The sequence below is a fragment of the Arthrobacter sp. Y81 genome (genome assembly GCF_002929335.1).
Lineage (GTDB): Bacteria > Actinomycetota > Actinomycetes > Actinomycetales > Micrococcaceae > Arthrobacter.
The window spans coordinates 1-25,134 of the sequence record NZ_PJIL01000014.1 but is presented as its reverse complement, the minus strand read 5'-3'; the positions used below and the strand labels follow the sequence as shown (position 1 = coordinate 25,134).

The window sequence follows — 25,134 nt, the reverse complement described above, 5'->3', positions numbered from 1 at the left end:
TCCACTTAGGGACGCAGGCCGACGACGGCGGGTATCCGCCAGCGGGAAACACAGCCGGGAAACACAGCCGGAGAACACAGCCGGAGAACAGCCGGAGATGACAACGGGAGGCAGCCTAAGAGACTGCCTCCCGTGACGTGGGCGAACGTGGTCACTTAGTGCGCGGCCACCGTTTCTGATTGTGCTCCCTGAGCAGTAGCCTTCGGGTCCGTCAGCTTCTTGTTCGGCAGCGCGAAGCTGATCAGGAAGGCGACCCCGGTGAGCACGGCCGCGGTGAGCATTACGGCGTCGATCGACTGCGCGAAGCCCTCGGTGATGGGGCGGGTCAGCGTGCTGTTTGCCGTGTGCAGCCAGCTGGTGTCGTTGAGGGAATCGTTGGTGGCGCCGTTCTGGAAGAACTCGTAGAGCTTGGCGTTGGCGGGGTCGGCGGCCACCGCGGGGTCCTTGAGGACCTTCAGGTAGTCGGCGTTCTGCATGGCGTCCTTCATGCCCGTGGCGATGAGGTCCGCTGCCATGCTGAAGAGCAGTGAGATGAAGACCGCTGTGCCCACTGCGCCGCCCATGGACCGGAAGAACGCGGCCGAGGACGTGCCCACGCCCATGTCCTTGGGCGGAACGGAAACCTGCATGGCCAGCGTGAGCGGTTGCATGCAGAAGCCCAGGCCCAGGCCGAAGAACACGGCGATGACGCCCGGCACCCAGAGCCCGGTGTCCACGCCCAGCGAGAAGCCCATCACGGTGGCGGCGGCGGTCAGTACCGCCGTGCCCAGGATGGGGAAGATCCGGTAGGTGCCCGACGCCGAGATGGTCCGTCCGGCGGTGATGGAACCGGTGAGGATGCCCACCGTGAAGGTGATCATCATCAGGCCGGCTTCGGTGGGGGTGAGGCCTTTGACCAGCTGGAGATACATCGGGAGCATCGCGATGGCGCCGAACATGCCGATGCCGATGATGAAGTTCAGCAGCGAGGACAGTCCGAAGGTGAGGTTCCGGAAGAGCCGGAGCGGGATCAGGGCGTAGTCGCCGGCGCGCTTCTCGGCCAGCAGGAACGCGATGATGCCCACGACGCCCAAGCCGATGCACAGCAGGGACGCCGCCGAGGTCCAGCCCCAACTGCGGCCCTGTTCAGCGACCAGGAGCAGCGGAACGATGGCCAGCGTGATGGCGGCCGCGCCCCAGTAGTCGATCTTCTGTTTCACGTGCTTGGCGGGCAGGTGCAGGTAGAGGAACACAACGGCCAGGGCAGCCAGGCCGATTGGCAGGTTGATGAAGAACACCCAGCGCCAGCCGTCGAAGCCCAGGATGTTCGCGGAGCCGGCGAAAGCGCCGCCCACCACCGGGCCCAGCACGGAGGAGATCCCGAAGACCGACATGAAGTAGCCCTGGAACTTGGCCCGGTCCTTCAGTGCCACAATGTCGCCGATGATGGTCAGCGCGAGGGCCAGCAGGCCGCCGGCGCCCATGCCCTGGATGCCGCGCGCGATGGCCAGTTCGGTCATCGAGTGCACCGATCCTGCGTACAGGGATCCGGCCAGGAAGATCACGATGGCGGCCAGGTAAAGCGGGCGGCGTCCGAAGATGTCGCTGAGCTTGCCGTACAGCGGGGTGCTCACCGTGGAGGTGATGAGGTACGCCGTGGTGGCCCATGCCTGCAGCGAGAGCCCGTCGAGGTCGTTGGCGATGGTGTAGATCGACGTGGACACGATGGTCTGGTCCAGCGACGAGAGGAACATGCCGAGCATGAGACCGACCATCACTGTGATGGTCTGACGCTTCGTCAGGACGTCCCCGGCTACGGGCCCGGCGGCGGTTTTGGACATGACTGCTCCATTACGAAGAAGGGGAATTAAGCTTGATAGTTGCTTTCAGTAACTATCTTACTTTGCGATTTGTTCCCCCGGCCCTCCGAAATGAGGAATTTACGTCAGCGCTCCACCAGGATCCCGTCCGGATCGCACCAGATCATGGCACCGGGACGCACCGTCACGCCGTCAATCTCCAGTTCCACATCCGTCTCGCCGGCGCCCTCCTTGGCGCTCTTGCGCGGGTTGCTGCCCAGCGCCTTAACCCCAAGCGGCAGGTCGGCCAGGACCTCGCGGTCCCGGACGGCACCGTTGATCACGACGCCGGCCCAGCCGTTGGCCACGGCGCTCGCGGCGATCATGTCCCCCATGAGCGCTGTTCGCAGCGAACCGGCACCGTCCACGACCAGCACGGCGCCGTCGCCCGGAGTGCCCAGGGTGGACTTGACCAGCGCGTTGTCCTCAAGGCACCGGATGGTGCGGACCGGCCCGCTGAAGTGCGACAGCCCGCCCAGGGACTGGAACTGGAGCGCGATGGAATCGAGTTCCTCGCCCCGCTCGTCGTAAAGATCTGCAGTATTGATGCGGCGGCTCTCGTCGACGTCGAGGTTGTCGGGGGTGTCTGCGGGGGAATCTGCAGGCGAAGCGGTCATGGGTCCTCCTCGGAATGGTTGTGGACAACCCGGTACGGGCTGTGTTGCCCACGATAGTCTGAAAGCACACCAATCATCAGTTCCTTGGGGGAGCCGCAATGAGCCTGTCCGACCTGCCGGGGAACGTCCCGGAACCTTCCGTTGTGGCCGCATCCCGGGGAGGAAGTTCGACGACGGCGCTCGCCGAACCGGAGCGGCGCGTCCGTCCGCTCTGGACCACCGGCGTGGTGCTCGTGAACGTGGGCATCAATGCGGCGTTCTTCGGCCCCATCCAGGTCCTGCTCGGACAGCAGGCAGCGCACTTCAGCGAGGGCGACAAGGAAGCCATCCTGGCGCTCGTCACCGGAGCCGGAGCCGCTGTCTCCCTCGTGGCCAACCCGCTGTTCGGTGCCTTCAGCGACCGCACCACGTCACGGTTGGGCCGCCGGGTTCCCTGGGTGGTCTTCGGTGCCATCCTGGGTGCGGCTGCCCTGATCGCCCTGGCGGGCGCCCCCAACGTTGCCGTCATGACCATCCTTTGGTGCTTCGTGCAGGCGGGCTGCAACGGGGCGTATGCCGCCATCACCGCCGCCATCCCGGACCGTGTGCCCGTGCCGCAGCGCGGCGCCGTGGGCGGTCTCGCCGCCATGGGGCAGACGGTGGGGATCCTGATCGGCGCGGTGATCGCCGCCGTCGTCAGCGGGAACTTCGGCGTGGGCTACCTGGTCTGCGCAGCGGCGCTGGTTGCCGGCGTCGCGCTGTACTTCTTCAAAAGCGACGACGTGGCGCTTCCCGCCGGGGCTCGCCCGCCGTTCAGCCTTGCGGGCTTCGCCCGGGGATTCTGGATTTCGCCCGTTCTGTATCCGGACTTCGCGTGGGCCTGGCTGACCCGGCTGCTGGTGAACATCGGCAACCACATGGTCACCCTGTACCTGCTGTTCTTCCTGTCGGATGCGGTCCACCTGAAGGAGACGCAGGGAATCGAGCCGGCCTTCGGCGTGCTGATCCTGACCGGCCTGTACGCGGTGATGGTGATCATCACCAGCGTGATCGGCGGCCCGCTCAGCGACCGCATGGGCAAGCGGAAGCCGCTGGTCATCGCCTCGTCGGTGATCATCGCCGTCGCGTCCCTGATCCTCGCCTTTGCGCCGACCTGGGCCGGCGCAATTGCCGGCGCCTCGGTGCTGGGGATCGGGTTCGGCGCCTACCTTGCCGTGGACTTTGCCCTCATCACACAAGTGCTTCCGAGCGCACTGGACCGCGGCAAGGACCTCGGCGTCATCAACATCGCCAACTCGCTGCCGCAGGTTCTGGCGCCCCTCATCGCGTTCCCGTTCGTCACCCTGTGGGGCGGCTACGTTTCGCTGTATGTGGCCGCCGCGGTGATCGGGCTGCTGGGCGCCGTGTTCGTGGTGAAGATCAAGGGCGTGGACTGAAGAAGGTGGTTCGCAGCGGTCCGGGCAGACATCGTTTTGACTAATGGGCGCCAGGACCGGTGCCGTATAGTGGACTCGAATTGCTGCGGCAGTGCTGTGATGGGGATCCGCCTGACCGCTATACGAAACCCACTCCCGGAACGCTGCTGATGCTTGAACTCAATTCAGATCTTCCACCCATGGCTGCGCCGCCGACCCTGCCCAGACAACAGATCCGCTATGCCCGGATCCTGGACGCCGCCGCCGGATTCGCCCGTAAAGGGCTGGATTCCGTGAGCCTTTCCGAGGTGTCCGCCAAGGCCAATGTGCCGCTGGGGACCCTGTACCGGTATTTTCCTTCCGCCACCCACCTGATGCTGGGGCTGTTCCGGAAGCAGTTGGGCGAACTTCAGGTCGGAAGCTGGCCGGAGACCGGCGGCAGCCGCGTCCATACCCTGGCAGGCGTGGTGATGGAGATTTTCCACATGCGGCTGATGCAGCCGGCGGTGGAGCAGTGCCTGAGCCAGTGCGTTTACGCGAAGGGGAAGGACACCACCGTCCTCCTGCGGGAGATCGACGTCCTTGCCGAGCAGGCCGTCACCGTGGCAAGCGGTGACGCCGCCAAGTCCCGGGTGCTGCTGCTGACCGTCTCCGGCCTGGTGCAGGCAGTCCGCTGCCGCCGGCTGTCGCTCTTCGAAGCCGAAGAAGACCTGAAGAAAGCGTGCTCGCTCCTCACCCGGTGCTAGCAGGCACGTAACCGGTCTAGACCATTAGACGTGCTTTTGGGGTCATTCTTAGTGATGTGGATCACTTGAAATGCTGAATAAACGATTTATCACGAGCGGTGGTCGGCCCAGTGTCCATTCGCCCGCCGCCCGCCTGTTTACCATTGAAGAACCGGAGTGGTTAGCAGCCCGTACCTTGCAGGAGCTTCACGGCGGTCCCGCCATCCATTGGGCCGCAGAATTTCCAGCCTGCCCATCTTGAGCCTCCTATGTGCTTGAGCTTCATTGAGCCGTGCGCCCACGGCTAGCCCCAGGAGACAACGACGTGTCCATTGAAATCATCACTCCCGATGACAGCCTTTCCGCCGGTACCGCTTCCACCGAGTCCACCGTGCTGACGGACCAGGAGATCTTCGAAGCCCATCAGGGCGGCAAGCTGTCCATCTCCAGCACGGTCCCGCTCGCCAGCAAGCGCGATCTTTCCATTGCCTACACTCCGGGCGTTGCCCAGGTCAGCCGCGCCATCCACGCCGACCCCGAACTTGCCAAGACCCTCACCTGGGCCCAGCGATTGGTTGTTGTGGTCAGCGACGGCACCGCAGTGCTGGGCCTCGGCAACATCGGCCCCAGCGCGTCCCTGCCCGTCATGGAGGGCAAATCCGCCCTGTTCAAGTCCTTCGGCGACCTTGACTCCATCCCGCTGGTCCTCAACACCACCGACGTGGACGAAATCATTGAGACCCTGGTCCGCCTGCGCCCCAGCTTCGGCGCCGTGAACCTGGAGGACATCTCCGCGCCGCGCTGCTTCGAGCTCGAAGAAAAGCTCATCGAGGCCCTGGACTGCCCGGTCATGCACGATGACCAGCACGGCACCGCCGTCGTGGTCCTGGCCGCGCTGACCGGCGCCGCCAAGGTGACTGGCCGCGAACTTGAAGGACTCCGTGTGGTGGTCTCCGGTGCGGGTGCCGCGGGCATCGCCGTCGCCGAAATCCTGCTCACCGCAGGCATCCAGGACGTTGTCCTGCTCGACTCGCGCGGCGTTATCAACAAGGACCGTGCGGACATCGCCGCCGACGCCTCCAGCAAGAAGGCGCAGATGGCGCAGCGCAGCAACCCCCGCGGCATCACCGGCGGACCCGGCGAGGCGCTGCTCGGTGCCGACGTGTTCATCGGCGTCTCCTCCTCCCAGCTAGCCGAGGAACACCTGAAGCTCATGAACCACAGCTCCATCGTGTTCGCACTGTCCAACCCGGACCCCGAAGTCCTCCCGGAGGTTGCCTCCCGCTACGCCGCAGTGGTGGCCACGGGACGCAGCGATTTCCCCAACCAGATCAACAACGTGCTGGCCTTCCCGGGAATCTTCCGCGGCGCGCTGGACGCCGGTGCCCGCCGGATCACCCCCGCCATGAAGCTTGCCGCCGCCCGCGCCATTGCTGAACTGGCCGAACCGGAGCTGTCCGCCGACTACATCGTGCCCAGCCCGCTGGACCCGCGCGTGGCGCCGGCTGTTTCCGCCGCCGTGGCCGCAGCGGTCGAAGCGGAGTAACTGCGGACTAATCCGCCAGGAAGTTCGACGGCGGCGCCTCCCGTGCTGGGGAGGCGCCGCCGTTGTTGTTTTAAGCGTCGTTGCCGTTAAGTGTCGCTGCCTTTGAAGGCGTGATGTCCTTGGTGGAACCCTAGACTGAGGGGCATGAACCCCGAGATCCTCGTGACCGTCCTCTGCGGCCTGGCCATCCTGGTGGGCGTGGCCGGCACCGTTATCCCCGTGCTGCCCGGCAGCATCCTCATTGGACTCAGCCTGCTGGCCTGGGCAATCTGGGGCGGCGCCGGGACCGCCGGCTGGGTGGTGTTCGGCGTGGGCCTGGCGTTTGTGCTGGCGGGAATGGCCGCCAGCGCCGTGCTCACGGGACGCAAGCTCAGGGAACACCGGATCCCCAGCCGCAGCGTGGTGGTGGGTCTGGTCTTTGGCGTGGCGGGCATGTTCCTCATCCCCGTGGTGGGACTCTTTGTGGGCTTCGCCGCCGGCTTGCTGCTCAGCGAATCGCACCGCACGCGTGATTTCAGGACCGCCGTGACCACCAGCTGGGCGGCCCTCAAGGCCACCGGGCTGGGCATGCTGGTGGAGTTCGGCCTGGCCTGCCTTGCCGCCAGCACCTGGGTGATCGGCGTCTGGGTGGCCGCGGTCAGCTAACCCTCCCAGCGGCTGCCAAGCGGGCACCACTAGCATGGAAGGATGAGCGCCGGACAGACCTCAGGACCGATCTATCGCGACAACCGTGACCTCACCCCGTTCGGCAACGCGCAGGTCCGCACATCGGTGCGTGACATCGCCGACGGCGTGGGCGGAATCCTGCACAGCGCCCTGGGCGGCCGCGGCAGTGCGCTCCTCAGCGTGGATGGCCCCCTCCCGAGGCTCAAACGGCTTCCCGGGAAGACCGCCAGGGCCGTGTACGACGCAATCTTCCACAACACCGATCCCAACCGACTGATCGCCACAGGCCGTGACTACCCCGGGTGGGCCGGGCTTTGCTACGTGATGGCCGGGCTGCTCGCCTACAAGCAGGGCGGCTACCTGCGTGCCGCGGAGCTGCTCCAGCGCGGCCTCACCACCAGGAACGACGACGACGCCAACCAGTTCGCGTCCAGCTACCTGATGCGGGTGGTCACCAGGGTCGAAGTTGCCGAGCGCATCGACGTTCCGGTGCTGTTCAGCGAGGAAGCGGTGTTCCTGGCGCTTTCGCACTCGTTGCGGGAGACCGGCCACCTTGAGGCGGCGCTGCAAACCGTGGCCTCGCTGCCGCCGTCGCTGCCGGCGGCCCTTGCGCGGTGCTCCCTGGCGCACGCTATCGGCCGGGACAAGGAAGTGGTGGTCTGGACGGAAGGGCTGCTGAATGCCGATGACCTCTCCGCCGCGCTGCTGCTGATCCGGGCGCGTTCGCTCCGCAGGCTCGGGGCCCACACTTCCGCGCAGCAGGCGCTGAAGGAGGTACTGCGGCGCCGGAAGACCGACTTGGCCCTCCGGAATGACGCCCTGACCGACCGCGCCCTCCTGGTGCTGGACAACGGCCGCAAATCCCTCAACCCGCGCGACTGGCTGCGGGGCCGGCCGGCGGAACTCGAAACTTTCGAAGTCATCCGCAAGGACGTTGAAGAGCGCAGGCTCTGGGAACAGGAATGGAAGCAGCTGGACCGGGAATGACCCTGCCGGACCGGGAACAGGCTCTTGTGGGCGGTGGCGGGCCGCGGTACAACGGACCAATGAGCGATGCAATCAGGCAGTGGATGGAAAAGTACATCACGGCGTGGACCACCAACAAGCCGGACGACATCCGGGCGCTCTTCACGGAGGACGCGGTCTATGCCACCCGGCCTTACGACCCGGACGCGTGGCGCGGGCACGGACAGATCGTGGAGCACTGGCTGACTGAGGCGGATGAGCCCGAGGAGTGGACCTTCGAGTGGGAGCCGCTCGGCGCGGACGGCGACCTGCACTTTGTCCAGGGGCGCACCACGTATCTGGGGGACCGCCCCAGCTACGAGAACCTCTGGGTTGTCCGGCTCGCACCGGACGGCCGGGCCGCGGCCTTCACTGAATGGTTTATGGAACGCAGGCCTTGACCGCCGCCGGCAGGCGCTACTGCCAGGCGAGCACGGCCACCACAGGAAACAGCTGCTCGGACAGCAGTACGGTCCCCAGTGCCATCATGATGATCCCGCTGGCAAGCGTCACCCTCCGGGCAGCCCCGGGACGCGAATGCAGCAGCTTTCGGGAGAGCAGTGCCACGCAGGTGTACACGAGGCCTGCCAGCAGGACGAACGTCAGGCCCAGCAGCCCGGACTGCACCGGAACGGGCAGTGCCGCTTCCGGGCTGACGAACTGCGGAACCAGCGCCACGAAGAACAGCAGCCCCTTGGGGTTGATCCCGCTCGTGCCCACGCCCTGGAGGAAGCTGCGGAACTGGGTGGAAGATGCCGGCGAAGTCACCTCGGCGGTGAAGGTGGCGCCGCGCCATGACCGGATGGTGCCGAAGCCCAGCCACAGCAGGTAAGCCGAGCCGGCCACGGTCAGCCAGCCGAGGACGCCCGGCAGGCCGGCGAGCAAGGCGGCCAGCCCGGCCACCATCAGCGCCGTGTGCAGGACGTAGCCACCGCAGAGGCCGGCTACTGCGGGGACGAAGCTTCGCTGTTTCAGGCCCGCCGCAATGGAGTAGGCCCAGTCCACGCCCGGCGTGCAGGCCAGGGCGCCTGCAACCACCAGGAAGGCGAGGAATAACTGGGAATTCATGGCGGCCTCCTAGGGTGTACTGATAGGAGAAACTCTAGGGAAAATGCCGCCACAAGTGTTCCCTGATTTACTCAGGAAATGCGCCCAAAGGGTAAGATAATTGCGTGATTGACCATATTGACAGGAATATTTTGCGCCACCTTAAAGAGGACGGTCGGATGACGGCCACCGCACTGGCCGCAAAGGTGGGATTGACGGTGGCGCCGTGCCACCGGAGGCTGCGCGACCTGGAGTCGTCCGGGGTGATTCGGGGCTACCGCGCGGACATCGACCCGTCCGCCGTCGGTCTCGGATTCGAGGCGATCGTTTTCGTCACGCTGCGGCAGGTGGACAGGCCCACCATGGAGATCTTTGAGAGCCGGGTGGCGGACAATCCCAACATCGTGGAGGCGCAGCGGCTGTTCGGCTCGCCGGATTATCTCCTGAAGGTGATCGCTGAGGACCTGCCGGCGTACCAGCGCTTCTACGACGCCGAGCTCACCTCGCTGCCCGGAGTGGAGCGGTTGACGTCAACGCTGGTGATGAAGAACCTGAAATCGAACGCCGGCCCACCGGTCTAGCCGCGCCGGGGCCCTTTCTGCCGGGGTTTCCGTTTCCCCGGCCGCTCAGGCGGTTTGGTGCGCGTCCGGTCCCGGCCCAGGACCGGCAGGACTGCGGCGCCCTGAGTGCGTGGGAGCTGTAATGGGAGCCAGGCCGCGAGGACGCAGCCGCCCGGACTGCCGGGAACCACAGCCCGATGGCCAGGGCTGCCGCACTGGCTATGCCGGTGAGCCAATGGCTAAGGACGATGCGGTGGAAATCCGTTAGCCACCCTGTCTCCGCCCCGACTGCGTAGAACCACGCCACGGAGGCCGCCAGCAGTCCATAAGCGGCAATTTCCCACGAGCCATCGTCAGTCAGTGCATAGGTCGAGATGGAGCAAAAGCCGGCAGTGAACAGCGCACCCGCCGGAACGCCCTTCCAGCCGCCCACGATCGCCGCGCCTGCCACCGCTGCAATGAGGATGGCCAGGATCAGCAGAGCAGCGAAAGCGCCGAGTGCCCAGTTGCCGGCGTTGTGCCAGCCGCCCGGCATGAAGTCCGCAAATGGGGCCAACCCTGCCAACGTGGCCGCAAGCGCCAGGAGTAGTAGCGGGCCCGAAACAGCCAGCCGGAGAATGAGGGTCTTGCCGGTAGGGCGGACCCATTCGCCGTCGGCATCTATCCACGAACCGCCAGCGGCCCGACTGGTCAGAAAGAGCGCGAACGGAATAAGAAGGCCAGGGGCCAGGATGTAGAGGATGGCCCCGGCCCAGGGGTTTTTCGGGGCATAGCCGAGCGCCGGAATGGTGAGCAGGCAAGCTGCCCCGGCCAGCACCGCCACCCCGGCAAGGATGCCGGCCGCCGCCTGCACACCACGGCGCGCGGATTCCGCCCGCCCGGTTGAGATTGCCTTTGTTCCGCGGCTCACGTGTTCATCCGGCTCCATAGTCCGCATCACGTTCCGCCTAGGCTGCGGGGTCTGACATGGACGATGATCACCTGGGTGTCCTTGGCGCCGTCGTATCGGAGATCGTAATTGACGTCCAGGCCGACGGCCGTGCCCGAGGTGATGGAGAAGTCGCTCGTCTTCGCGGGGTTCTTCTCTGTCGATGAAATCCATCGTTCAGCGGAGTCGCCGCTGATTCCATACCGCTGAACGCCGTCGCGGATGAGGCTGAAATACTCATCCGCCGAATCCGCGGTGAGGAAGTAGGTCACTTCGCTGAAGTCGGAGCGCTTGCCCGTGGTGTCGAAGCGGATGCGGTCGGTTTCGCCGGTGACTGCGCCGTTGGGTGCGGCAATGGTCAGTGCAATCTTTCCTGAGCCGCGGGTATTGATTTCCGGACCGTAGCTGGCCTCTGTCACCCGAACAGCCGCCTTCTTCAGGGACCCCGAACGCATGTCAAGCCGCGCGGTCTTGGTGTCGCGGATCTGATCCACCCCGGCGGCGTCGAGAGTAGAGAACTCAGAGTTGCTCAGGGTGCTCCCCTGGGAGGTCGGTTCGGTGGTTTTGCCGCTGATCTGGCAGCTTGCCAAGGCAAGGCTTCCGGCTAGGGCAAGAAGGACGACGGCGGCCTGCCGCCGGAATCGCCAGGTGGACGTCGCCGGCGCACCTCCGCGATATGGTTCCCGCATCTGATCACTTCCTGTCTGCCCGGTCGCCGGGCTCAGATTCGGAACTCACCGTCCCGCTATTTCTGCCTTGATTTCAGGGGTGTACTACTCCTCGGACAGGAAGACCGTGTAGATGAAGGTCATCCGCCCGGTGGTCCCTCCGCCCCGAACGCGGATGGTGTCCGTCCGCCGCGGTCAGTGCGATCAGTGGTGCCATTTTCTTCAGGGGGGCGGTCCCCATGTCATTTTGCCTACGCTGCCGGGCTGACATGGACGATGATCACCTGGGTGTCCTTGCCGCCGTCGTACCGTAGGTCGTAGTTGACTTCCAGGCCGGTGTCCGTCCCCGAAGTGATGGAAAAATCACTCTTCTTGGCCGGGTCCGCTTCCGCGGAGGAAATCCACCGTTCGGCGGAGTCGCTGTCGATTCCATAGCGCTCCACGCCGTCCCGGATGAGCTCAAAGTACTCGTCCGCCGACTCCGCGGTGAGGAAGTAGGTCACTTCGCTGAAGTCGGGGCGCTTGTCCGTGGTCTTGAAGCGGATGCGGTCGGTTTCACCGGTGATTTCGCCGTTGGGGGCGGCAATCGTGAGCGCGACCTTGCCTGAGTCGCGGGTGTTGATTTCCGGGCCGTAGCTGTCCTCGGTGACCCGTACGGCGGCCTTCTGCAGCGAGCCCGAACTCATGTCCAGCCGGGCCGTCTTGGTGGCGCGGATTTGATCCACCCCGGCGGCGTCGAGAGTGGAGAATTCCGAGGTGCTCATGGTGCTCCCTTGAGAGGTTGGTTCGGTGGCGGTGCCGCTGACCCGGCAGCCTGCCAGGGCGAGGCTTCCGGTGAGGGCAAGGAGGACGACGGCGGCCTGCCGCCGGAATCGCCGGGTGGACGTCACTGGTGCACCTCCGCGTCAAAGCCGGAGACGAAGCGGTCCATGATTCCCGGGATGTTGTTCGTTGGCCTGTACTGGTCCACGCGGGCATTGAAATCGGAGCCAATGATCTGCTCGGCACGTGCCGGGTCAGTTGCCAGCAGGTTCTGGTAGGCCGGCAGCGTGTCCTGCTCGATGAGCGCCCAGCGTTGGTCGGCGCTGGCGATATTGCCGTCGGGGAAGCCGGTGGTGAAGTCCGTGCGGAACTGCGTGGGGTTGTCCCAGTTGGTGAGTGGCACGTTCTCCGGTCCCGGGCTTTCCACGCTGAACTCGTACGGGAACACCTCCGGGTAGCTCTTGGCGCCAGGGATTGACGGTTCACCGGCGAGGGTCACCATGTAGGTCACTGCCTCACCGCCGGGGTGGCTGCGCATGTTCTCGTAGTCGTCAGCGATGATTTCGTTCTGTTCGCGGTACAGCAGTTCCGTGTTCCCTTCCTGCACCTGTGAAGGGTCGCCTGAGTCGATTTTTTCCCAGGACCGGGCCGTTTCCGGATCGATGGCGCCGGAGTCGCGGAGCCGGTTGATTTCGTCCAGGCCGCCGTTCATATAAGCCTGGTGCTGACGGGCCTGGTCCAGGAAGATTTCCTTGTTCATGTCCAGCATGCTGGTTTCGTAGAACTTGATCTCCTGGTCCGTCATGCCAGCCAGCTGCTCGATCTGGTCCAGCACCGGCAGCGGTATGTCAGACGCCGGGTTGTCCGCGATCTGCCGGGCCAGTTCCCGCATCACGGCCATGTCCTTGAACCCGCCGGCGAACGAAGGACCGATCATGTTGGCCATGCCCGCCCACTGCAGGTCCGGGTTGGACAGGTAGGCCTGGCCGTAGAAGTCGTAGACCTTCTTGATGGTTTCCCAGTTGTACGCCGTGCCCTTGGACGTATCCCAGTCGGCCGGGTCGATGCCCATGTCCCGCATGGCCTGTTGGTTCCAGTAGTCGGTGAGGAAATCCGAATACTCCGGCGAATTCTTGCCGATCAGCCCGGAGTCTGCGGCAGCGTCCAGGGCGGCCTTCGCGGCGTCCGGATTGTCCAGCGCCCACTTCCTGAAATCATCGCTCTTCAGGTAAGCCGCGCGTTCTGCAGGGGTCATTCCGTTGAGCCGGTCCGTCAGTTCCTGCGCGGCGCCGTCAGCCGGAGAGTTGCCGCTTCCGCCTGGCCCGCCCGTGCCGCCGCCGGTTGAACCGGTGCTGGCCCGGTCCTGCTGCTCCGCATTCTGGAGCAATGCTTTGGATGCCTGCTGGATGCCGGCGGCTGCAGCCCTGAGCACCTTGGCGTGCTTCGCGTTCCAATCGCTGCGGAAGCGCTCGCCGTCGTTGCCCTTCCACGGGCTGGAGGCAATGGAGCTGCCCAACTGTTGTCCCAGCTGGTCCAGCCGGCTGGCGCCGGTGGCCAGTTCCTTTGCGAGCTGGCGTAGCTGTGCGACGTCCGCACCGTAGAAGTTCCCCGCCACTTTTCCCCCTGGTTGAAGTCCACGGCCAGCCTAACGGCTTTGCCGGCAGGCAGCGATGGGGAGAAGTCCCCGTATGGTGCGGTGTCAGGCTCCCAGCAGCCCGGTGGTGCGGTAGGGAATGACCTCGCGCAGGAACATGCTGGTGGACGTGCGGACAATGCCGGGGCAAAGCCTGATTTCCTCGGATACCCGGTAGAGATCGTCCGGGCTCTTGGCCACCACGCGGATCAGGAGGTCGGTGTCGCCGGCAGGGGCATGGCATTCCAGGACTTCAGGGATCTCACGCAGCGCGGCGATGGCCTCGTTCAGGTGGCTCTGGTCCAGTTCCGCGCTCACTGCGGCGGCCACGCCCCGGCCGAGCGCCGAGGGCAGCACCCGGCTGCTGTTGGGGCGGAGGGCCCCCGACGCCGTCATCCGCTCCAATCGCGACTGCACGGTACCCCGCGCCAGGCCCAGCTTCTGTGCGAGCACCATGATGGGAACGCGGGGGTCGTTGTCCAATGCGGCAAGGATCCGCCGGTCGGTGGAATCCAGTTCCTGCAATCTGTTCACTTCCTGCCTGTTGCGCGCTGCGCGATTGATCAGATTGACCAGCGAAGCACTTGCTCGTTGCGCCTACTGTAGGGCTTCTGTTGAAATAGTGGCAACAAGGGACGCAGGCTACCGCCGGATCCCGCAGGCTACAGGAGCCCCGGCACACCACCCGGTCCCTGGAACAGGTTTCCCGCAAGGAGGCCGCCGCTGATTGACACTTGTTCACGCATCGTCATTCCGCAAGCAGTGCAAGGGGTCCGGAGCTACGCTCCCGGACCCGGCACGGCAAGAGCCCCTGAGCCACCGACGCCGGATCACCCGGAGTGTTCGGTAGCTGAGGGGCTCTTGTGTTTGCTTCTGCCGTGTTGCCTCGCCCACCGCCGGTGAGCCTAGGCTGGTGCCATGACATCAGCCGGCCGCTTCGCTCCGAGCCCCTCCGGCGAACTCCACGTGGGAAACCTCAGGACGGCGATACTCGCGTGGCTGTTCGCCCGCTCCACCGGCCGGCGCTTCCTGATGCGCGTGGAGGACCTTGACCGGGCCCGTGCGGGTGCGGAGGCGGAGCAGCTCCGCGATCTGGCGGCCATCGGAGTGACCTGGGACGGCGGCGTCGTGCGCCAAACGGAACGCGAGCCGCTGTACGCGGAGGCGATCGACCGCCTCGCAGCCGCGGGGCTGACGTATGAATGCTTCTGCACCCGGCGGGAAATCCAGGAGGCGCCGTCGGCGCCGCATGCCCCGCAGGGTGCTTACCCGGGGACGTGCCGGAACCTCGATCCGGCAGAACTCGAGTTCAAAAGGACAATTCGCCCCGCCGCCATCCGGCTCCGAGCGGCTGTGACGGACTGGACGGTCGAAGACCAGCTGCACGGCACATACACGGGCATGGTGGACGACTTTGTGCTCCGGCGCAACGATGGCGTGACCGCCTATAACCTGGCCGTGGTGGTGGACGACGCAGCCCAGGGAATTGACCAGGTGGTCCGCGGGGACGACCTGCTGCCCTCCTCCCCGCGGCAGTCCTATCTCGCTTCACTCTTGAATATTCCTGTTCCGGAATATGCTCACGTGCCGCTGGTGGTGAATTCCGACGGCGCCCGGCTGGCCAAGCGCGACGGCGCAGTGACGCTGGCGGACCTCGCCAGCGCCGGGCTGGATGCGGGCCGTGTCCGGGACATCATCCTGGCATCGTTGGGGTTGCCGGCAGGGCCGCTGGGGAATGCGCTGGCCGTATTCGATCCCGCAAGCCTGCCGCGGGACCCGTGGGTGTGGCCGGGGGCGGTGCAGCTGGGCGCGTAGGCTGGAACCATGCCAGAAACAGGAACCCCGGACGCACACCTCCCCCAGCCACGATTCACTGTTGACACGGCCCGGGTCCTCGCCGAGGTGGCCCACAACCGCCAGAAGGACAAGCTCAAGCGGCCATACCGCGAACATGTTCTCGCCGTCGGCGATGCCCTGGCGGATTTCGACGACGACATCCGGATTGCCGGTTACCTGCACGACATCGCCGAGGACACCCCCATCACCCGGCAGGCGCTGCTGGACATGGGCGTCTCCGAGCGCGCCGTGGACATCATTGAGCGTGTCACCAAGCGGCTGCATGACAACCCGGACGACTACGAGGCCGGTATCCGGTTCATCGCCGAAGACCATGACGCCACACTGGTCAAGATCGCGGACAACGCCCACAACTCCCTGCCTGAGCGCGTCAAGGCCCTGGCCGAAAAGTGGCCGGACAAGCCGCCGGTAACCCGCTACGACGAGGCTCGCCCGGTGCTTTACAACGCTGTCCCGGTGGAAGAGGTCCGGATGATCCTGGCCAGGGTGAACCCGTGGCTGCTCGAAGAACTGGACGACCGCCTGGACGAGGCGGACGACACCGACTACGAGAACCTCTCCTACGAGTCGTAGCTTCTCGGGCGCCGAGGCCACCGGCGACTGCCGGTTACCGGACGCCCTTCCAGAGGTCCCGTTCCCACGCCCTGGGATCGTAAACCACGCGTGACTCGGTGTTAAAGAGCATGGTGGTCCGGCGCTCGAGATCGTAGCCTGGCCAGCCCGCATCCCCGGTGGCTGCAAAGGAAATCCACGCGGCGTGCATGGCATCAGCCAGTTCCTGCGGAGGGTCTGTCCCGAGCAGCGGTCCGAACAACCTGGAGTGCTTGTCCAGGGTGTCGAAGACGAACGGCACATCCACGGCATGGACTGCGCCAAGGCCGGGGGCGGGCCACGCGAACTCGTACATGTACGTGCGCGGCGGTCAGCGACCCGTCCTTGGCACGGGCCTCCGCCAGGCGGATCGCCGGCATCCGCACCCACCAGTCGGTTTCCACGGCGGCCAGCACATCGCCTGGTGAACTGTCCGGATAGTGGGAGCGGTACTCGTCGAGTGCCGTCGCCGCGGGGAGACCGTATGCACCAATTGGCGGGAAGCCGTCCACGCTCCTCGATTCCACCAGGTCCTGCTCCGTGACCTTCGCGATCACGCCCGTGATGGCAAGGAACAGCTTCCAGTCCTCGGTATTGGTGCCCACCATGAGGTCCACCGTCGCGCTGGCGCCGGCACGAATCCGGTCAATGGGGCGCCGGGGAATGACATCACCGTCGATCGACGGCTGCCAGAGCATCATGCTCGCCGCTACCTCGTGTCCCCAGAGCCAGGGGTCCGGGTGGGCACGGAAATCCGCTTGCAACTCCGCCTGCGCCTCGAGAAAACGCGGGACGGGAACGCCTGCCATTGCCTCCCGGGTTTGCGGCACCCCAAGCTTCTCGGCAAGGGACCGGCCGATATGGTGGGCGCTCTGGGCGGGTAAGACATGGTGGGCGGCGCCGCTCTGCAGGATAGCGCGCCGGAACAGTCCCTCCGCGCGGGGCATCGACAGGAGAATTCCGATGCTCATGGCCCCCGCCGACTGCCCAAAGACAGTGACGTTGCCGGGATCACCGCCGAAGGCTGTGATGTTCCTGCGGACCCAGCGCAGGGCCGCGACCTGGTCAAGGAGACCGACGTTGGCCTGCCCGTCGCCAAGGTCAAGGAACCCGTCGGCGCCGACCCGCCAGTTGATCACCACACAGACGACGCCGTCCCGGGCGAAGTTCCGGCCGTCATACGCCGCCGTCGAACCGATTTCGAACGCGCCGCCCTGAATCCAGACCATTACCGGCAGGCCGGCGCTGCCGGGATCTGGTGTCCAGACATTCAGGTTCAGGCAGTCGTCGCCGGCCAGCGCGGCGTCCCACTCCGTGCCCGCACTTTCCGGGGGAGCGAGCTGGAAAGGGGCCGCGCCATACTGGGTGGCGTCGCGGACTTCGGTCCAGGGCTGGACCGGCTGCGGCGGACGGAGCCGGTTCGCGCCCGACGTCGGCGCCGCGTACGGGATGCCCAGGAAACGGTGCACGCCGTTGGCAATGCTGCCGCGCAGCGGGCCATGCGTGGTCTTGACGACAGTGTCCATGCCTACCAACAACCGGGTCGAGGGTTTCGGGCCATAAAGTCACCTTGGCATCCCGCGGTGTCGCTTTTGCAGAGCCGAAGGTCACCCCTTGTTGGTCGAGCCCGTCGAGGCCTCCCGCTCCATCTGCTCCAGCGCTGCGATCATCTTGTCGGTGCCGCGCTTTTCGTCGATGACAATCGAAACGCCCAGCGCCAGCACAATCACCAGAAGGCAAACGGGCACCGAGACCCCGGCGACGGCAAGTCCAACGCTGCCCGCTAGCGCAACCACGACGCCGGCTGCCACGGCAATGACGGTGCGGTCCACGCAGATCATGACGCTGAAGAGCCAGGTCAGGGAAAGTTTGAACAGCGCCACGGGTACCGCGATGCAGGCCACGGCCACGGCGGCGCTGATGTGGGCCTCGTGGTCGATGTAGTAGGCCGCGACGTGCAGTCCGGCGCCGGTTGCGGCGATGGCAGCGAAGATGGGCATGTGCCCGTAGCCGAAGAAGAATGAGCGGTGGCGCTGGTGATGCAGGGCCGGGCCAGCGGGCAGGATGAAGTAGATCCACCACATGCTGAATGCAAGGGCCGTTCCGCCGAATCCCACCAGCGCGGCATCGACGCTCCAGCCATGGTGGGCCACAATGGCGCGGAGGGTTTCGATCGCCCCGATCAGGCATTCGCCAAGGGCAATGATGGCGAGCAGCCCGTAGCGCTCGGCGATATGGTGCGCGTGCCACGGGGTCCGCATGCCGCGCTCCGCGGCGTAGGGTGTGGCCATTTCCAGGATGAACAGGGGCGCAGCAACGAGGAACGTGGTCAGGATGTCCGCCTCAATGATGAGCACCGCGATCCAGCCGAGCTGCACCACGCCAAGGTACGTGGCGTAGCGCCGGCAGGTCTGCCGGCGTGCAGGATCCTGCCGTGCCGCGCGCAGCCACTGGAACACCAGGGCCAAGCGCATGATCACGTAGCCGCCCACCATCACGGCATTGTCCACATGGTCGCCCTCCACCAGAGAGTGGAACATCGGCTCAATTCCCATGGCCAGGATCAGTACGCCGAGAAGCTGGACCATGGTGACCACGCGGAAGACCCAGTCGTCGGTGTCGTAGGCGCTGGCAAACCAGGTGAAGTTGATCCAGGCCCAGATCACGGCGAACATCGCGAAGGAGAAGCCCAGCAGCCCGGCACCAAAGTGGGCTTCGGCTATCTCGTGGGCGAACTGGCTTCCGGCCACTCCGAACGCAATGACAAACGTCAGGTCGAAGAACAGTTCCAGCGGTGTGGCGGCACGGTGCTGCTCATGTGGGTCACGGCCGCCCATACGGGCCACGGCATGCCGAAGGGGATTGTTGGACATGGCTCAAAGAGTACCGCCGTGAGCCGCGCCCGCTCCAGCGCGCCCCGGCCGCGCCCGCAGCATCAAACCGATATACACGAGGTCGAAAATGCTGCAGAGGGCGCCGACGCCCAGGATCAGCGGCGAGTTGCCGAACCAGCCGAAAACGATGGTGGGAGCCAGGGTTCCGATCCATTTGGCGACGGCGATCAGCAGGGACTGGCCCCGGGCGCCGCCGCGGGCAACGAACATGGCGATGAACAGCCCGGACATCAGCAGGTTCTGCAGGAAGGCCGAGTAGCGCGGCGCGGCCTCCCAGCCGAACTCAGCAACGAATAACAGCTGCACAGTGAAGGCGGTGACGCCCAGGAGGACCGCCCAGCCAAGGAAGAGCTTCCGGGTCACCCAGAAAGGGAGCTCGGCCCGGCCGAACCTGAAGAACGTGTACAGGATGACGACGTCCGCCAGCGCCCACACGATGTTGATGACGCCCTGGACGGACAGCCCGGTGGTGACCGAATGAGACGCATAGATGGCCTCCCAGGCGAAGTTCAGCGCCAGGGCTGCGGCGGGGATCGCATAGCACCGGTCCCTGAAACCGATCCGGACTGCGTCAACGTACACCACCGTCCAGGCGATGCCGCTGAGAACAGTCAGGAACAGGATCATCGGACGAGCATCAGGGGCTACACCCGGCCCAGTGCGTCGATGTCCTCCAGGAACAGCTCGTGGACCTCTTTGCTCACTGTCGTGCGCGTGTCAGCGATCGCATCGAGGTAGTCCTGCGTGGCGGGTCCCTTCCGGACTGCTTCGCGGATGGAGACGTCGCCGCCGGAAGCCAGCCCGCCGTCGTCGTACACCGCCTTTTCCAGCGCACGCTGGGAGGCGCTCCGGGCGGCGTACTCAATGTCCGCAGGGGAGAAGCCCTCGGTGCGGTCCACCAGCAGCTCAACGTCCACGTCGTCCACCACGGTGGCAGGGATGAAGCGTTCCCACATGGCGCGGCGGGCTTCGGAGTCCGGGAGGCCGATCGGGATCACGTAGTCAAACCGGCCGTGCCGCAGGAAGGCGGTGTCCAGCGCGCGGATGAAGTTGGTGGCGCACACCAGCAGGCGGCCGGGCTGTTCGCGGAAGGCCGGGATGATTTTGAGGAGCTCGTTGGTGACGCCCTGCAGCGGCGACGGCGGTTCGCCGGACCGCTGGGACGCGATCTCCTCCACCTCGTCTATGAACACCACGGCATGTTCCAGCTCGGCGATCTCCAGGAACGTCTCACGGAGCGCGCCGGCCAGGCCCTTTGGATCGGCGGCGAGTCTGGAGGGGAATACTTCCACGAACGGCCATTCCAGGCGGGACGCGATCGCCTTCGCAAACGTGGTTTTTCCGGTGCCGGGAGGGCCAAAGAGCACGACGGCGCGCGGCGGCACTACGCCGAATTCGTCCGCGAGGTCTGCTTCCGCCAGGGGGAGCACCAGCCGGCGTTCCAGCAGTTCCTTCTCGTTCCGCATGCCGGCAACGTTCTCCCAGAGGTCGCGGGCCAGGATGCGGCCGCCGAGGAGGCCCAGGGGTTCGAGTTCCTGGCGCTGCACCGGGATGGTCCGCTCGAAGTACCGCAGGTTTTTCTTGAGCACGAAGCCGCGGCTGAGGAACGCCTCCACCCGGGTTTCGGACTCCGGCATAAGCGCCGAAAGTTTGTTCAGCCCGTGCGGGGCCATCCTGTTTTCGACGGCGGCCAGCAGCGAGGTGCCGATCCCGCGGCCGCGGAATTCGGGGAGTGTGGCCAGGAAAACGATCCAGCCCTGGTCGTGCGCGGCACGTCCGACGGCGGCACCCACCACCTGATCACCCTGCACCGCCACGACGGCGTGGTCCTTCTCGCAGGAGGCCAGGACTTCGGAGAGCGCGTAGACGGGCTCCACGTTGCTGGCCTTCAGCGATTCCCAGAGGTGCAGGATGCCGTCAAGATCGGCCGAATGGAAATCCCTGATCCGCCAGGTGGTCATGAGCGTTACTCCTGTGGTGGTTCGTCGTTGAGCCAGCGTGAACTTCTCTGCTGAGCATATGCGAACCGACCCCCGCCGGGGGTTGCGCCGGCGTTGCATTACGCCGGCTCACCCTAGCCGCCGCAACTTAAGCGCGAACGGACACTTGCGGCCCGGCTACGGAAGCCCTGCTACTGAGCCGCGGCCAGCAGGTTCTCCATCTCCTTTATTTCGGCCTCCTGGGCGGCGATGATCTTCTCGCTGAGTTTGATCGCATCGCTGTTCCCGCCGTCGGCGATCTCCGCTTTGGCCATGTCCACGGCGCCCTTGTGATGGGCGATCATCTGCGTGAGGAATAGCTTGTCCGCCTCCTTGCCCTGGGCAGCCCCGAGTGCCTGGAGGTCGTCCGCGCCCATCATGCCGGACATGCTGTGGCCATCGGCCACCTGGGTGGATTCGTTCCAGCCGTTGAGCCAGCCGGTCATCTGTTCGATTTCCGGTGCTTGGGCGGCCTTGATCCTGGTGGCCAGCTCCGTCACGTCCGGATCGGCGCCCTGCTTCTTGAGCATCAGTTCGCTCATTTCCACGGCCTGTGCATGGTGCGGGATCATCGACTGCGCAAACATGGTGTCGGCGGCGTTGTGGCCCATGGCAGCAGCGCTATCCGCCGGCGCCGAGCTGGAGCCCATGGCGCCGTGGTCCATGCTGGAGCCGCTTCCCGTGCTGGGGTTGCCGGCGGTGGTGGTCGAATCCGTGGCGCAGCCCGCCAGTGCGATGACGGCGGCAAGGGCGGCGGCGGATAGGGTCAGGTTCTTCTTCATGGAATGGGTCCTTCGTGAATCCGGCGGGGGTGCCGGTATCGGCGGACGCGCATCACTGCCACACGGGCAGCACGCGTCCAGGGGCATGGTGGGCGCCGGAATCTGCACGGCGCGGGCCCGGTTTTATGTGCGGCTGATGGACAGTTCGCCCGGCGAAGGACTGCCGGGCACATAGGCGTACGCGGCGACAGCCTGGAGCCGGCTGGCGCCCGGGTCCGGTGCGGCGACCGGGGCGGTTCCCGGTGGCGGTGCGGCCAGGGACGAGCCGCCGGGGGCCGGGACACAGGTCGCATGTGCCGCAGAAATTTCGCCACAGCTGCCCCGGCAGGAGCACGACGGCGGCAGCTGGGCAGTGCTTCCGGCCGCCGGGGCGGTGGCAGTCTCGGCAGGTGCAGCCGCCGGGCTGCCGGGAGCGCCGCGGCTGACATGGCCGCCGTGGCGGGTGGACGTCGTCGTCTGCTCGTCCCCGACGGAACTGGGTGCGGCGGGGGCAGCAACAGCCGTACCGTGAACGCCGTGCGATCCGGCGAGGACGTGCATGCCGAGGAGCCCGGCCACGATGGCCAGCAGGGTGGCGAACAGCGACGCACGGCGAAGGAGAGCGGCGGCAGTGCCTGTCACGGATGTGGCCACGGCGTCCTCCTTCCCCTCAGCCAGAATCACTCAGTCAACGGTCAGGTCAAGGCTACCGGCTTGTGCCGCATGCCCGCCTCAGGTTCAACGAAGGGGATGCCACTGAAGTTTCGTTTGCTGACAGCTTAGATTCCCAACGTCCCCATCGTGTTCCGCAGGGTAGCGGCCGAATACTGCAGGGCCGCCAGTTCGCCGTCGTCCATGGGCGTATGCAGCACGCGGTGCACGCCGCCGCGACCCACAATACTGGGAAGGGACAACGCCACCCCGGAGATCCCGTAGGGGCCGTCCAGCACGGTGGACACTGGCAGCACGGCGTTCTCGTCCCGGAGCAGGGCTTCTACGATCCGCGCGCCGGAAAGGCCGATCGCGTAGTTGGTTGCTCCCTTGCCGGCGATGACTTTGTAGGCCGCCTGCGTCACCTCGCGGGCCGTCTCGGCGAGGTACTCCGGGGTGAAGATGCGTTCGCCGTGGTCTTTCCAGTCACGGATGGGGACGGGGCCGATGGTGGCACCGGACCACACCGGAAACTCCGTGTCGCCGTGCTCACCCACCATGCTGGCATGGACGCTGGCCACGGAGACGCCGGCGCGGCGGGCCAGCAGCCACCGCAGCCGCGACGTATCCAGCACGGTGCCGGAGGAAAAGACGCGTTCCGGCGGCAGCCCGGAGATCTTTTGCGCTGCAACAGTGAGCACGTCGCAGGGGTTGGTGACCAGGACATAGACGGCGTCCGGGGCACGCTGAAGCAGTTGCGGCATGAGCTGTTCGAGGATGCGGACGTTCGTGCCGGCAAGATCCAGGCGCGTTTGGCCCGGGGCCTGCTTCGCCCCGGCTGTGATCACCACCACGTCGGCGCTTTCCGTTACGGCGATGTCGCCGCCGCCGGTGACCGTGGCGGCCACCGCGGCGAACTGAGTGCCGTGGGCAAGGTCCAGGACCTCTGCCTCCGCTTTGAGGGCGTTGACATCGAACAAGGCGATGTTGCTGGCCGAACCCCGGATCAGGGCCGCGTAGGCCAGCGAGGTGCCCACGCTCCCGGCTCCCACCACGGCAAGTTTGGATCCTGACATGAGCTACCTCTTCCCCGGCCCCGGCACTCCAGGGCCGCGCTGATGGTGCAAGCGTCCGCGATGGCTACATGCTACCGATTTAGGGCTGGCAGCACAGGCCCCGCCGCAAACGCGAACGGACACTTGCTGCCCTTCGATCCGAAGATTTCAGGGCCGCAAGTGTCCGTTCGCGCTAAAGGAAGGGTCTATTCGCCGCGCTGGCTATTCGCTGTCCCGCGAGCCCGGGCCGGGCCGGTTGGCGACAAGCGGGTAGGGGCCGGTGAAGCCGTCGCGGACCGCGGCGAGCTCCAGGACGCGGTCCCGGCAGAGGCGCCAGCCCAGCATCATCAGGGGGATGATGACAAGTAGCGAGGCGATGGTCCAGGTGCCTACGGGGGAGTCGAAGGCCATCAGAACCAGCACTGCCAGCAGGAAGGCCAGCGTGATCCAGCCGGTCACAGGCGCGCCGGGCATCCGGAACGCCGGGCGGAGCAGCTCGCCGCGCTTGGCCAGCCGAGCCAGCTGCATCTGGCACATCACAATCACGGCCCAGGTGCTGATGATGCCCAGGGAGGCGACGTTGAGGACGATCTCGAAGGCTTCGGCGGGAACGAGGGCGTTGAGCACCACGCCGAGGACGGCCACGGCAGCAGTCAGTGCGATGCCGCCGTAGGGGACGCCGGCCTTGTTCATGCGGGCTGCGAACTTGGGGGCGGACCCGGTGACGGACATGGACCGCATGATGCGGCCGGTGGAGTACAGGCCGGCGTTCAGCGAGGACAGTGCCGCGGTGAGGACCACCAGGTTCATGATCGCGTCCACGCCTTCCACGCCGATGGAGCCGAAGAACGTGACGAACGGGCTTTCGCCGGCTTTGTACGAGGTGTACGGCAACAGCAGGGACAGCAGCACCAGGGAGCCCACGTAGAACACCGCGATACGGAAGATCACCGTGTTGATGGCCTTGGGCATGATCTTTTCCGGGTTCTCGGTTTCACCGGCGGCGGTGCCGATCAGCTCGATGGAAGCGTAGGCGAACACGACGCCCTGCATCACGACGATGGCGGGCAGGAGACCGTTGGGGAACATGCCTCCGTTGTCCGCGATCAGGCTGAAGCCCACCTGCTGGCCGTCCACGGGTGTGCCGAAGATGACGAAGTAGATCCCCACCACGAGGAAGGTCACCAGCGCCACCACCTTGATGAGCGCGAACCAGAACTCGAGTTCGCCGAAGACCTTGACGGAGATCAGGTTCAGGCCGAGCACCAGGATCAGGGCCGTCAGCGCCCACACCCACTGGGGAACATCCGCGATGGGAGCCCAGTATTTCTTGAAGAAGTTCATGTAAAGAGCGACGGCGGTGATGTCCACGATTGCGGTCATCGCCCAGTTCAGCCAGTACAGCCAGCCGGTGACGAAGGCTGCCTTCTCGCCGAAGAACTCCCGGGCGTAGGAAACGAACGATCCTGACGAGGGGCGGTGCATCACCAGTTCGCCGAGGGCGCGCAGGATCATGAAGGCAAAGAAGCCGCACACCGCGTAGCTGATGATGAGGGCAGGCCCGGCGGTGGCAAGCCGGCCGCCGGCACCCATAAAGAGCCCGGTGCCGATCGCGCCGCCGATGGCGATCATCTGGACCTGCCGCGGCTTGAGTCCCTTGTGGTAACCCTCATCCTCGCGGTGGAGCGTGGCTTCGGAAGCGTGCGCGTGCGCCGGAATGGTGTGGTCAGTGACTGCCTGTTTTTGGGCAGTGTCCTGCTGTGGCTGTGTCATTGGTTGTCCTTTGGTTTCCTGTTGGGGAGGAGCCGGAGGTGCTTCGGTGGTGGTGCTTTTACTTGCTCAGGTTGGCCAGGCGTTGGGGGCTGAGGAGTTCCTGGAGTTGTTCGGCGGTGAGGAGGCCGTGTTCGAGGACGAGTTCGGCGACCCCTTTGCCGGTGGCGAGGGCTTCCTGGGCGAT

Annotated in this window: 27 protein-coding genes; 9 read left to right on the top strand and 18 right to left on the bottom strand. The window is 65.8% G+C overall.

The features are described 5' to 3' along the window. Positions 1–155: 155 nt before the first annotated feature. Positions 156–1,820 (bottom strand): MDR family MFS transporter, encoded by a 1,665-nt coding sequence (locus tag CXQ91_RS17235; RefSeq protein WP_104175125.1) that lies wholly within the window; start codon positions 1,818–1,820, stop codon positions 156–158. A 104-nt stretch (positions 1,821–1,924) separates the two neighbouring features. Then, the gene (gene rraA, locus CXQ91_RS17230) at positions 1,925–2,455 is read right to left on the bottom strand and encodes a ribonuclease E activity regulator RraA (protein WP_258074067.1); all 531 of its coding nucleotides are present in this window, start codon (positions 2,453–2,455) and stop codon (positions 1,925–1,927) included. A 98-nt stretch (positions 2,456–2,553) separates the two neighbouring features. Between rraA and CXQ91_RS17225 the strand changes: the two genes are divergently transcribed. From CXQ91_RS17225 to CXQ91_RS17200, 6 genes are all read left to right on the top strand, one after another. Next, positions 2,554–3,870 (top strand): MFS transporter, encoded by a 1,317-nt coding sequence (locus CXQ91_RS17225; protein WP_104175124.1) that lies wholly within the window; start codon positions 2,554–2,556, stop codon positions 3,868–3,870. A 149-nt stretch (positions 3,871–4,019) separates the two neighbouring features. Next, positions 4,020–4,595 carry a TetR/AcrR family transcriptional regulator gene (locus tag CXQ91_RS17220; RefSeq protein ID WP_104175123.1) on the top strand — a complete coding sequence of 192 codons (576 nt, stop codon included), beginning with the start codon at positions 4,020–4,022 and terminating at the stop codon, positions 4,593–4,595. Between the two features lie 304 nt (positions 4,596–4,899). Next, positions 4,900–6,120, top strand: coding sequence for an NADP-dependent malic enzyme (locus CXQ91_RS17215; RefSeq protein WP_374953672.1), 1,221 nt, complete (start codon positions 4,900–4,902; stop codon positions 6,118–6,120). 144 nt (positions 6,121–6,264) lie between these two features. Beyond that, positions 6,265–6,765 carry a DUF456 domain-containing protein gene (locus CXQ91_RS17210; RefSeq protein WP_104175122.1) on the top strand — a complete coding sequence of 167 codons (501 nt, stop codon included), beginning with the start codon at positions 6,265–6,267 and terminating at the stop codon, positions 6,763–6,765. Positions 6,766–6,807: 42 nt separating this feature from the next. Next, on the top strand, positions 6,808–7,773 hold the full coding sequence (locus CXQ91_RS17205) for a hypothetical protein (protein WP_104175121.1): 966 nt from the start codon (positions 6,808–6,810) through the stop codon (positions 7,771–7,773). A gap of 59 nt (positions 7,774–7,832) precedes the next feature. Continuing rightward, a complete protein-coding gene (locus CXQ91_RS17200) occupies positions 7,833–8,192 on the top strand; it encodes a nuclear transport factor 2 family protein (RefSeq protein WP_104175213.1) in 360 nt (119 codons plus the stop codon). A gap of 16 nt (positions 8,193–8,208) precedes the next feature. On the opposite strand, the gene CXQ91_RS17195 is transcribed toward CXQ91_RS17200, so the two are convergent. Further along, positions 8,209–8,859: a LysE family translocator gene (locus tag CXQ91_RS17195; protein ID WP_104175120.1), complete on the bottom strand. Its 651-nt coding sequence runs from the start codon at positions 8,857–8,859 to the stop codon at positions 8,209–8,211. A gap of 104 nt (positions 8,860–8,963) precedes the next feature. Between CXQ91_RS17195 and CXQ91_RS17190 the strand changes: the two genes are divergently transcribed. Further along, complete coding sequence (locus tag CXQ91_RS17190) at positions 8,964–9,419, top strand: Lrp/AsnC family transcriptional regulator (protein ID WP_104175119.1); 456 nt, start codon at positions 8,964–8,966, stop codon at positions 9,417–9,419. On the opposite strand, the gene CXQ91_RS17185 is transcribed toward CXQ91_RS17190, so the two are convergent. From CXQ91_RS17185 to CXQ91_RS17165, 5 genes are all read right to left on the bottom strand, one after another. Further along, positions 9,337–10,308, bottom strand: a complete 972-nt coding sequence (locus CXQ91_RS17185; RefSeq protein WP_146072372.1) for a hypothetical protein — start codon at positions 10,306–10,308, stop codon at positions 9,337–9,339. The genes CXQ91_RS17190 and CXQ91_RS17185 overlap by 83 nt on opposite strands. A gap of 26 nt (positions 10,309–10,334) precedes the next feature. Further along, positions 10,335–11,015, bottom strand: a complete 681-nt coding sequence (locus CXQ91_RS17180; protein ID WP_104175117.1) for a hypothetical protein — start codon at positions 11,013–11,015, stop codon at positions 10,335–10,337. Positions 11,016–11,245: 230 nt separating this feature from the next. After that, the gene (locus tag CXQ91_RS17175) at positions 11,246–11,884 is read right to left on the bottom strand and encodes a hypothetical protein (RefSeq protein ID WP_104175116.1); all 639 of its coding nucleotides are present in this window, start codon (positions 11,882–11,884) and stop codon (positions 11,246–11,248) included. After that, a complete protein-coding gene (locus CXQ91_RS17170; protein WP_104175115.1) occupies positions 11,881–13,371 on the bottom strand; it encodes a WXG100 family type VII secretion target in 1,491 nt (496 codons plus the stop codon). The genes CXQ91_RS17175 and CXQ91_RS17170 overlap by 4 nt, the downstream gene beginning before the upstream one ends. A gap of 84 nt (positions 13,372–13,455) precedes the next feature. Then, positions 13,456–13,914 (bottom strand): Lrp/AsnC family transcriptional regulator, encoded by a 459-nt coding sequence (locus CXQ91_RS17165; RefSeq protein WP_181038936.1) that lies wholly within the window; start codon positions 13,912–13,914, stop codon positions 13,456–13,458. 393 nt (positions 13,915–14,307) lie between these two features. On the opposite strand from CXQ91_RS17165, the gene gluQRS reads away from it, so the two are divergent. Both gluQRS and CXQ91_RS17155 read left to right on the top strand, forming a co-directional pair. Next, a complete protein-coding gene (gene gluQRS / locus CXQ91_RS17160) occupies positions 14,308–15,204 on the top strand; it encodes a tRNA glutamyl-Q(34) synthetase GluQRS (protein ID WP_104175113.1) in 897 nt (298 codons plus the stop codon). A 9-nt stretch (positions 15,205–15,213) separates the two neighbouring features. Beyond that, a complete protein-coding gene (locus CXQ91_RS17155; RefSeq protein ID WP_104175112.1) occupies positions 15,214–15,819 on the top strand; it encodes an HD domain-containing protein in 606 nt (201 codons plus the stop codon). 34 nt (positions 15,820–15,853) lie between these two features. On the opposite strand, the gene CXQ91_RS25345 is transcribed toward CXQ91_RS17155, so the two are convergent. The 10 genes from CXQ91_RS25345 to CXQ91_RS17110 all read right to left on the bottom strand — a co-directional run. After that, complete coding sequence (locus tag CXQ91_RS25345; protein ID WP_258074065.1) at positions 15,854–16,009, bottom strand: hypothetical protein; 156 nt, start codon at positions 16,007–16,009, stop codon at positions 15,854–15,856. A 4-nt stretch (positions 16,010–16,013) separates the two neighbouring features. Next, complete coding sequence (locus CXQ91_RS17150; protein WP_258074064.1) at positions 16,014–17,363, bottom strand: carboxylesterase/lipase family protein; 1,350 nt, start codon at positions 17,361–17,363, stop codon at positions 16,014–16,016. An 81-nt stretch (positions 17,364–17,444) separates the two neighbouring features. After that, complete coding sequence (locus CXQ91_RS17145) at positions 17,445–18,710, bottom strand: low temperature requirement protein A (RefSeq protein ID WP_104175111.1); 1,266 nt, start codon at positions 18,708–18,710, stop codon at positions 17,445–17,447. Between the two features lie 3 nt (positions 18,711–18,713). After that, entirely contained in the window at positions 18,714–19,358 is a 645-nt protein-coding gene (locus tag CXQ91_RS17140) for a hypothetical protein (RefSeq protein ID WP_104175110.1), read from the bottom strand. A 17-nt stretch (positions 19,359–19,375) separates the two neighbouring features. After that, on the bottom strand, positions 19,376–20,692 hold the full coding sequence (locus CXQ91_RS17135) for an ATP-binding protein (protein ID WP_104175109.1): 1,317 nt from the start codon (positions 20,690–20,692) through the stop codon (positions 19,376–19,378). A 170-nt stretch (positions 20,693–20,862) separates the two neighbouring features. Continuing rightward, complete coding sequence (locus CXQ91_RS17130) at positions 20,863–21,492, bottom strand: DUF305 domain-containing protein (RefSeq protein WP_104175108.1); 630 nt, start codon at positions 21,490–21,492, stop codon at positions 20,863–20,865. 123 nt (positions 21,493–21,615) lie between these two features. Continuing rightward, positions 21,616–22,125, bottom strand: coding sequence for a hypothetical protein (locus tag CXQ91_RS17125; RefSeq protein ID WP_104175107.1), 510 nt, complete (start codon positions 22,123–22,125; stop codon positions 21,616–21,618). Positions 22,126–22,250: 125 nt separating this feature from the next. Continuing rightward, entirely contained in the window at positions 22,251–23,198 is a 948-nt protein-coding gene (locus CXQ91_RS17120; RefSeq protein ID WP_104175106.1) for an L-lactate dehydrogenase, read from the bottom strand. A 201-nt stretch (positions 23,199–23,399) separates the two neighbouring features. Continuing rightward, a complete protein-coding gene (locus CXQ91_RS17115) occupies positions 23,400–24,950 on the bottom strand; it encodes an amino acid permease (RefSeq protein WP_181038931.1) in 1,551 nt (516 codons plus the stop codon). A gap of 58 nt (positions 24,951–25,008) precedes the next feature. Further along, on the bottom strand, positions 25,009–25,134 hold a 126-nt coding region (locus CXQ91_RS17110; RefSeq protein ID WP_146072371.1), incomplete at its 5' end, for a hypothetical protein.

Bases quoted from the DNA above. Each gene is read 5' to 3' on its own strand.
- CXQ91_RS17235 (WP_104175125.1), bottom strand. From the start codon at position 1,820: ATGTCCAAAACCGCCGCCGGGCCCGTAGCCGGGGACGTCCTGACGAAG.
- rraA (WP_258074067.1), bottom strand. From the start codon at position 2,455: ATGACCGCTTCGCCTGCAGATTCCCCCGCAGACACCCCCGACAACCTC.
- CXQ91_RS17225 (WP_104175124.1), top strand. From the start codon at position 2,554: ATGAGCCTGTCCGACCTGCCGGGGAACGTCCCGGAACCTTCCGTTGTG.
- CXQ91_RS17220 (WP_104175123.1), top strand. From the start codon at position 4,020: ATGCTTGAACTCAATTCAGATCTTCCACCCATGGCTGCGCCGCCGACC.
- CXQ91_RS17210 (WP_104175122.1), top strand. From the start codon at position 6,265: ATGAACCCCGAGATCCTCGTGACCGTCCTCTGCGGCCTGGCCATCCTG.
- CXQ91_RS17205 (WP_104175121.1), top strand. From the start codon at position 6,808: ATGAGCGCCGGACAGACCTCAGGACCGATCTATCGCGACAACCGTGAC.
- CXQ91_RS17200 (WP_104175213.1), top strand. From the start codon at position 7,833: ATGAGCGATGCAATCAGGCAGTGGATGGAAAAGTACATCACGGCGTGG.
- CXQ91_RS17195 (WP_104175120.1), bottom strand. From the start codon at position 8,859: ATGAATTCCCAGTTATTCCTCGCCTTCCTGGTGGTTGCAGGCGCCCTG.
- CXQ91_RS17180 (WP_104175117.1), bottom strand. From the start codon at position 11,015: ATGCGGGAACCATATCGCGGAGGTGCGCCGGCGACGTCCACCTGGCGA.
- gluQRS (WP_104175113.1), top strand. From the start codon at position 14,308: ATGACATCAGCCGGCCGCTTCGCTCCGAGCCCCTCCGGCGAACTCCAC.
- CXQ91_RS17155 (WP_104175112.1), top strand. From the start codon at position 15,214: ATGCCAGAAACAGGAACCCCGGACGCACACCTCCCCCAGCCACGATTC.
- CXQ91_RS25345 (WP_258074065.1), bottom strand. From the start codon at position 16,009: ATGCACGCCGCGTGGATTTCCTTTGCAGCCACCGGGGATGCGGGCTGG.
- CXQ91_RS17150 (WP_258074064.1), bottom strand. From the start codon at position 17,363: ATGGACACTGTCGTCAAGACCACGCATGGCCCGCTGCGCGGCAGCATT.
- CXQ91_RS17145 (WP_104175111.1), bottom strand. From the start codon at position 18,710: ATGTCCAACAATCCCCTTCGGCATGCCGTGGCCCGTATGGGCGGCCGT.
- CXQ91_RS17140 (WP_104175110.1), bottom strand. From the start codon at position 19,358: ATGATCCTGTTCCTGACTGTTCTCAGCGGCATCGCCTGGACGGTGGTG.
- CXQ91_RS17135 (WP_104175109.1), bottom strand. From the start codon at position 20,692: ATGACCACCTGGCGGATCAGGGATTTCCATTCGGCCGATCTTGACGGC.
- CXQ91_RS17130 (WP_104175108.1), bottom strand. From the start codon at position 21,492: ATGAAGAAGAACCTGACCCTATCCGCCGCCGCCCTTGCCGCCGTCATC.
- CXQ91_RS17120 (WP_104175106.1), bottom strand. From the start codon at position 23,198: ATGTCAGGATCCAAACTTGCCGTGGTGGGAGCCGGGAGCGTGGGCACC.
- CXQ91_RS17115 (WP_181038931.1), bottom strand. From the start codon at position 24,950: ATGACACAGCCACAGCAGGACACTGCCCAAAAACAGGCAGTCACTGAC.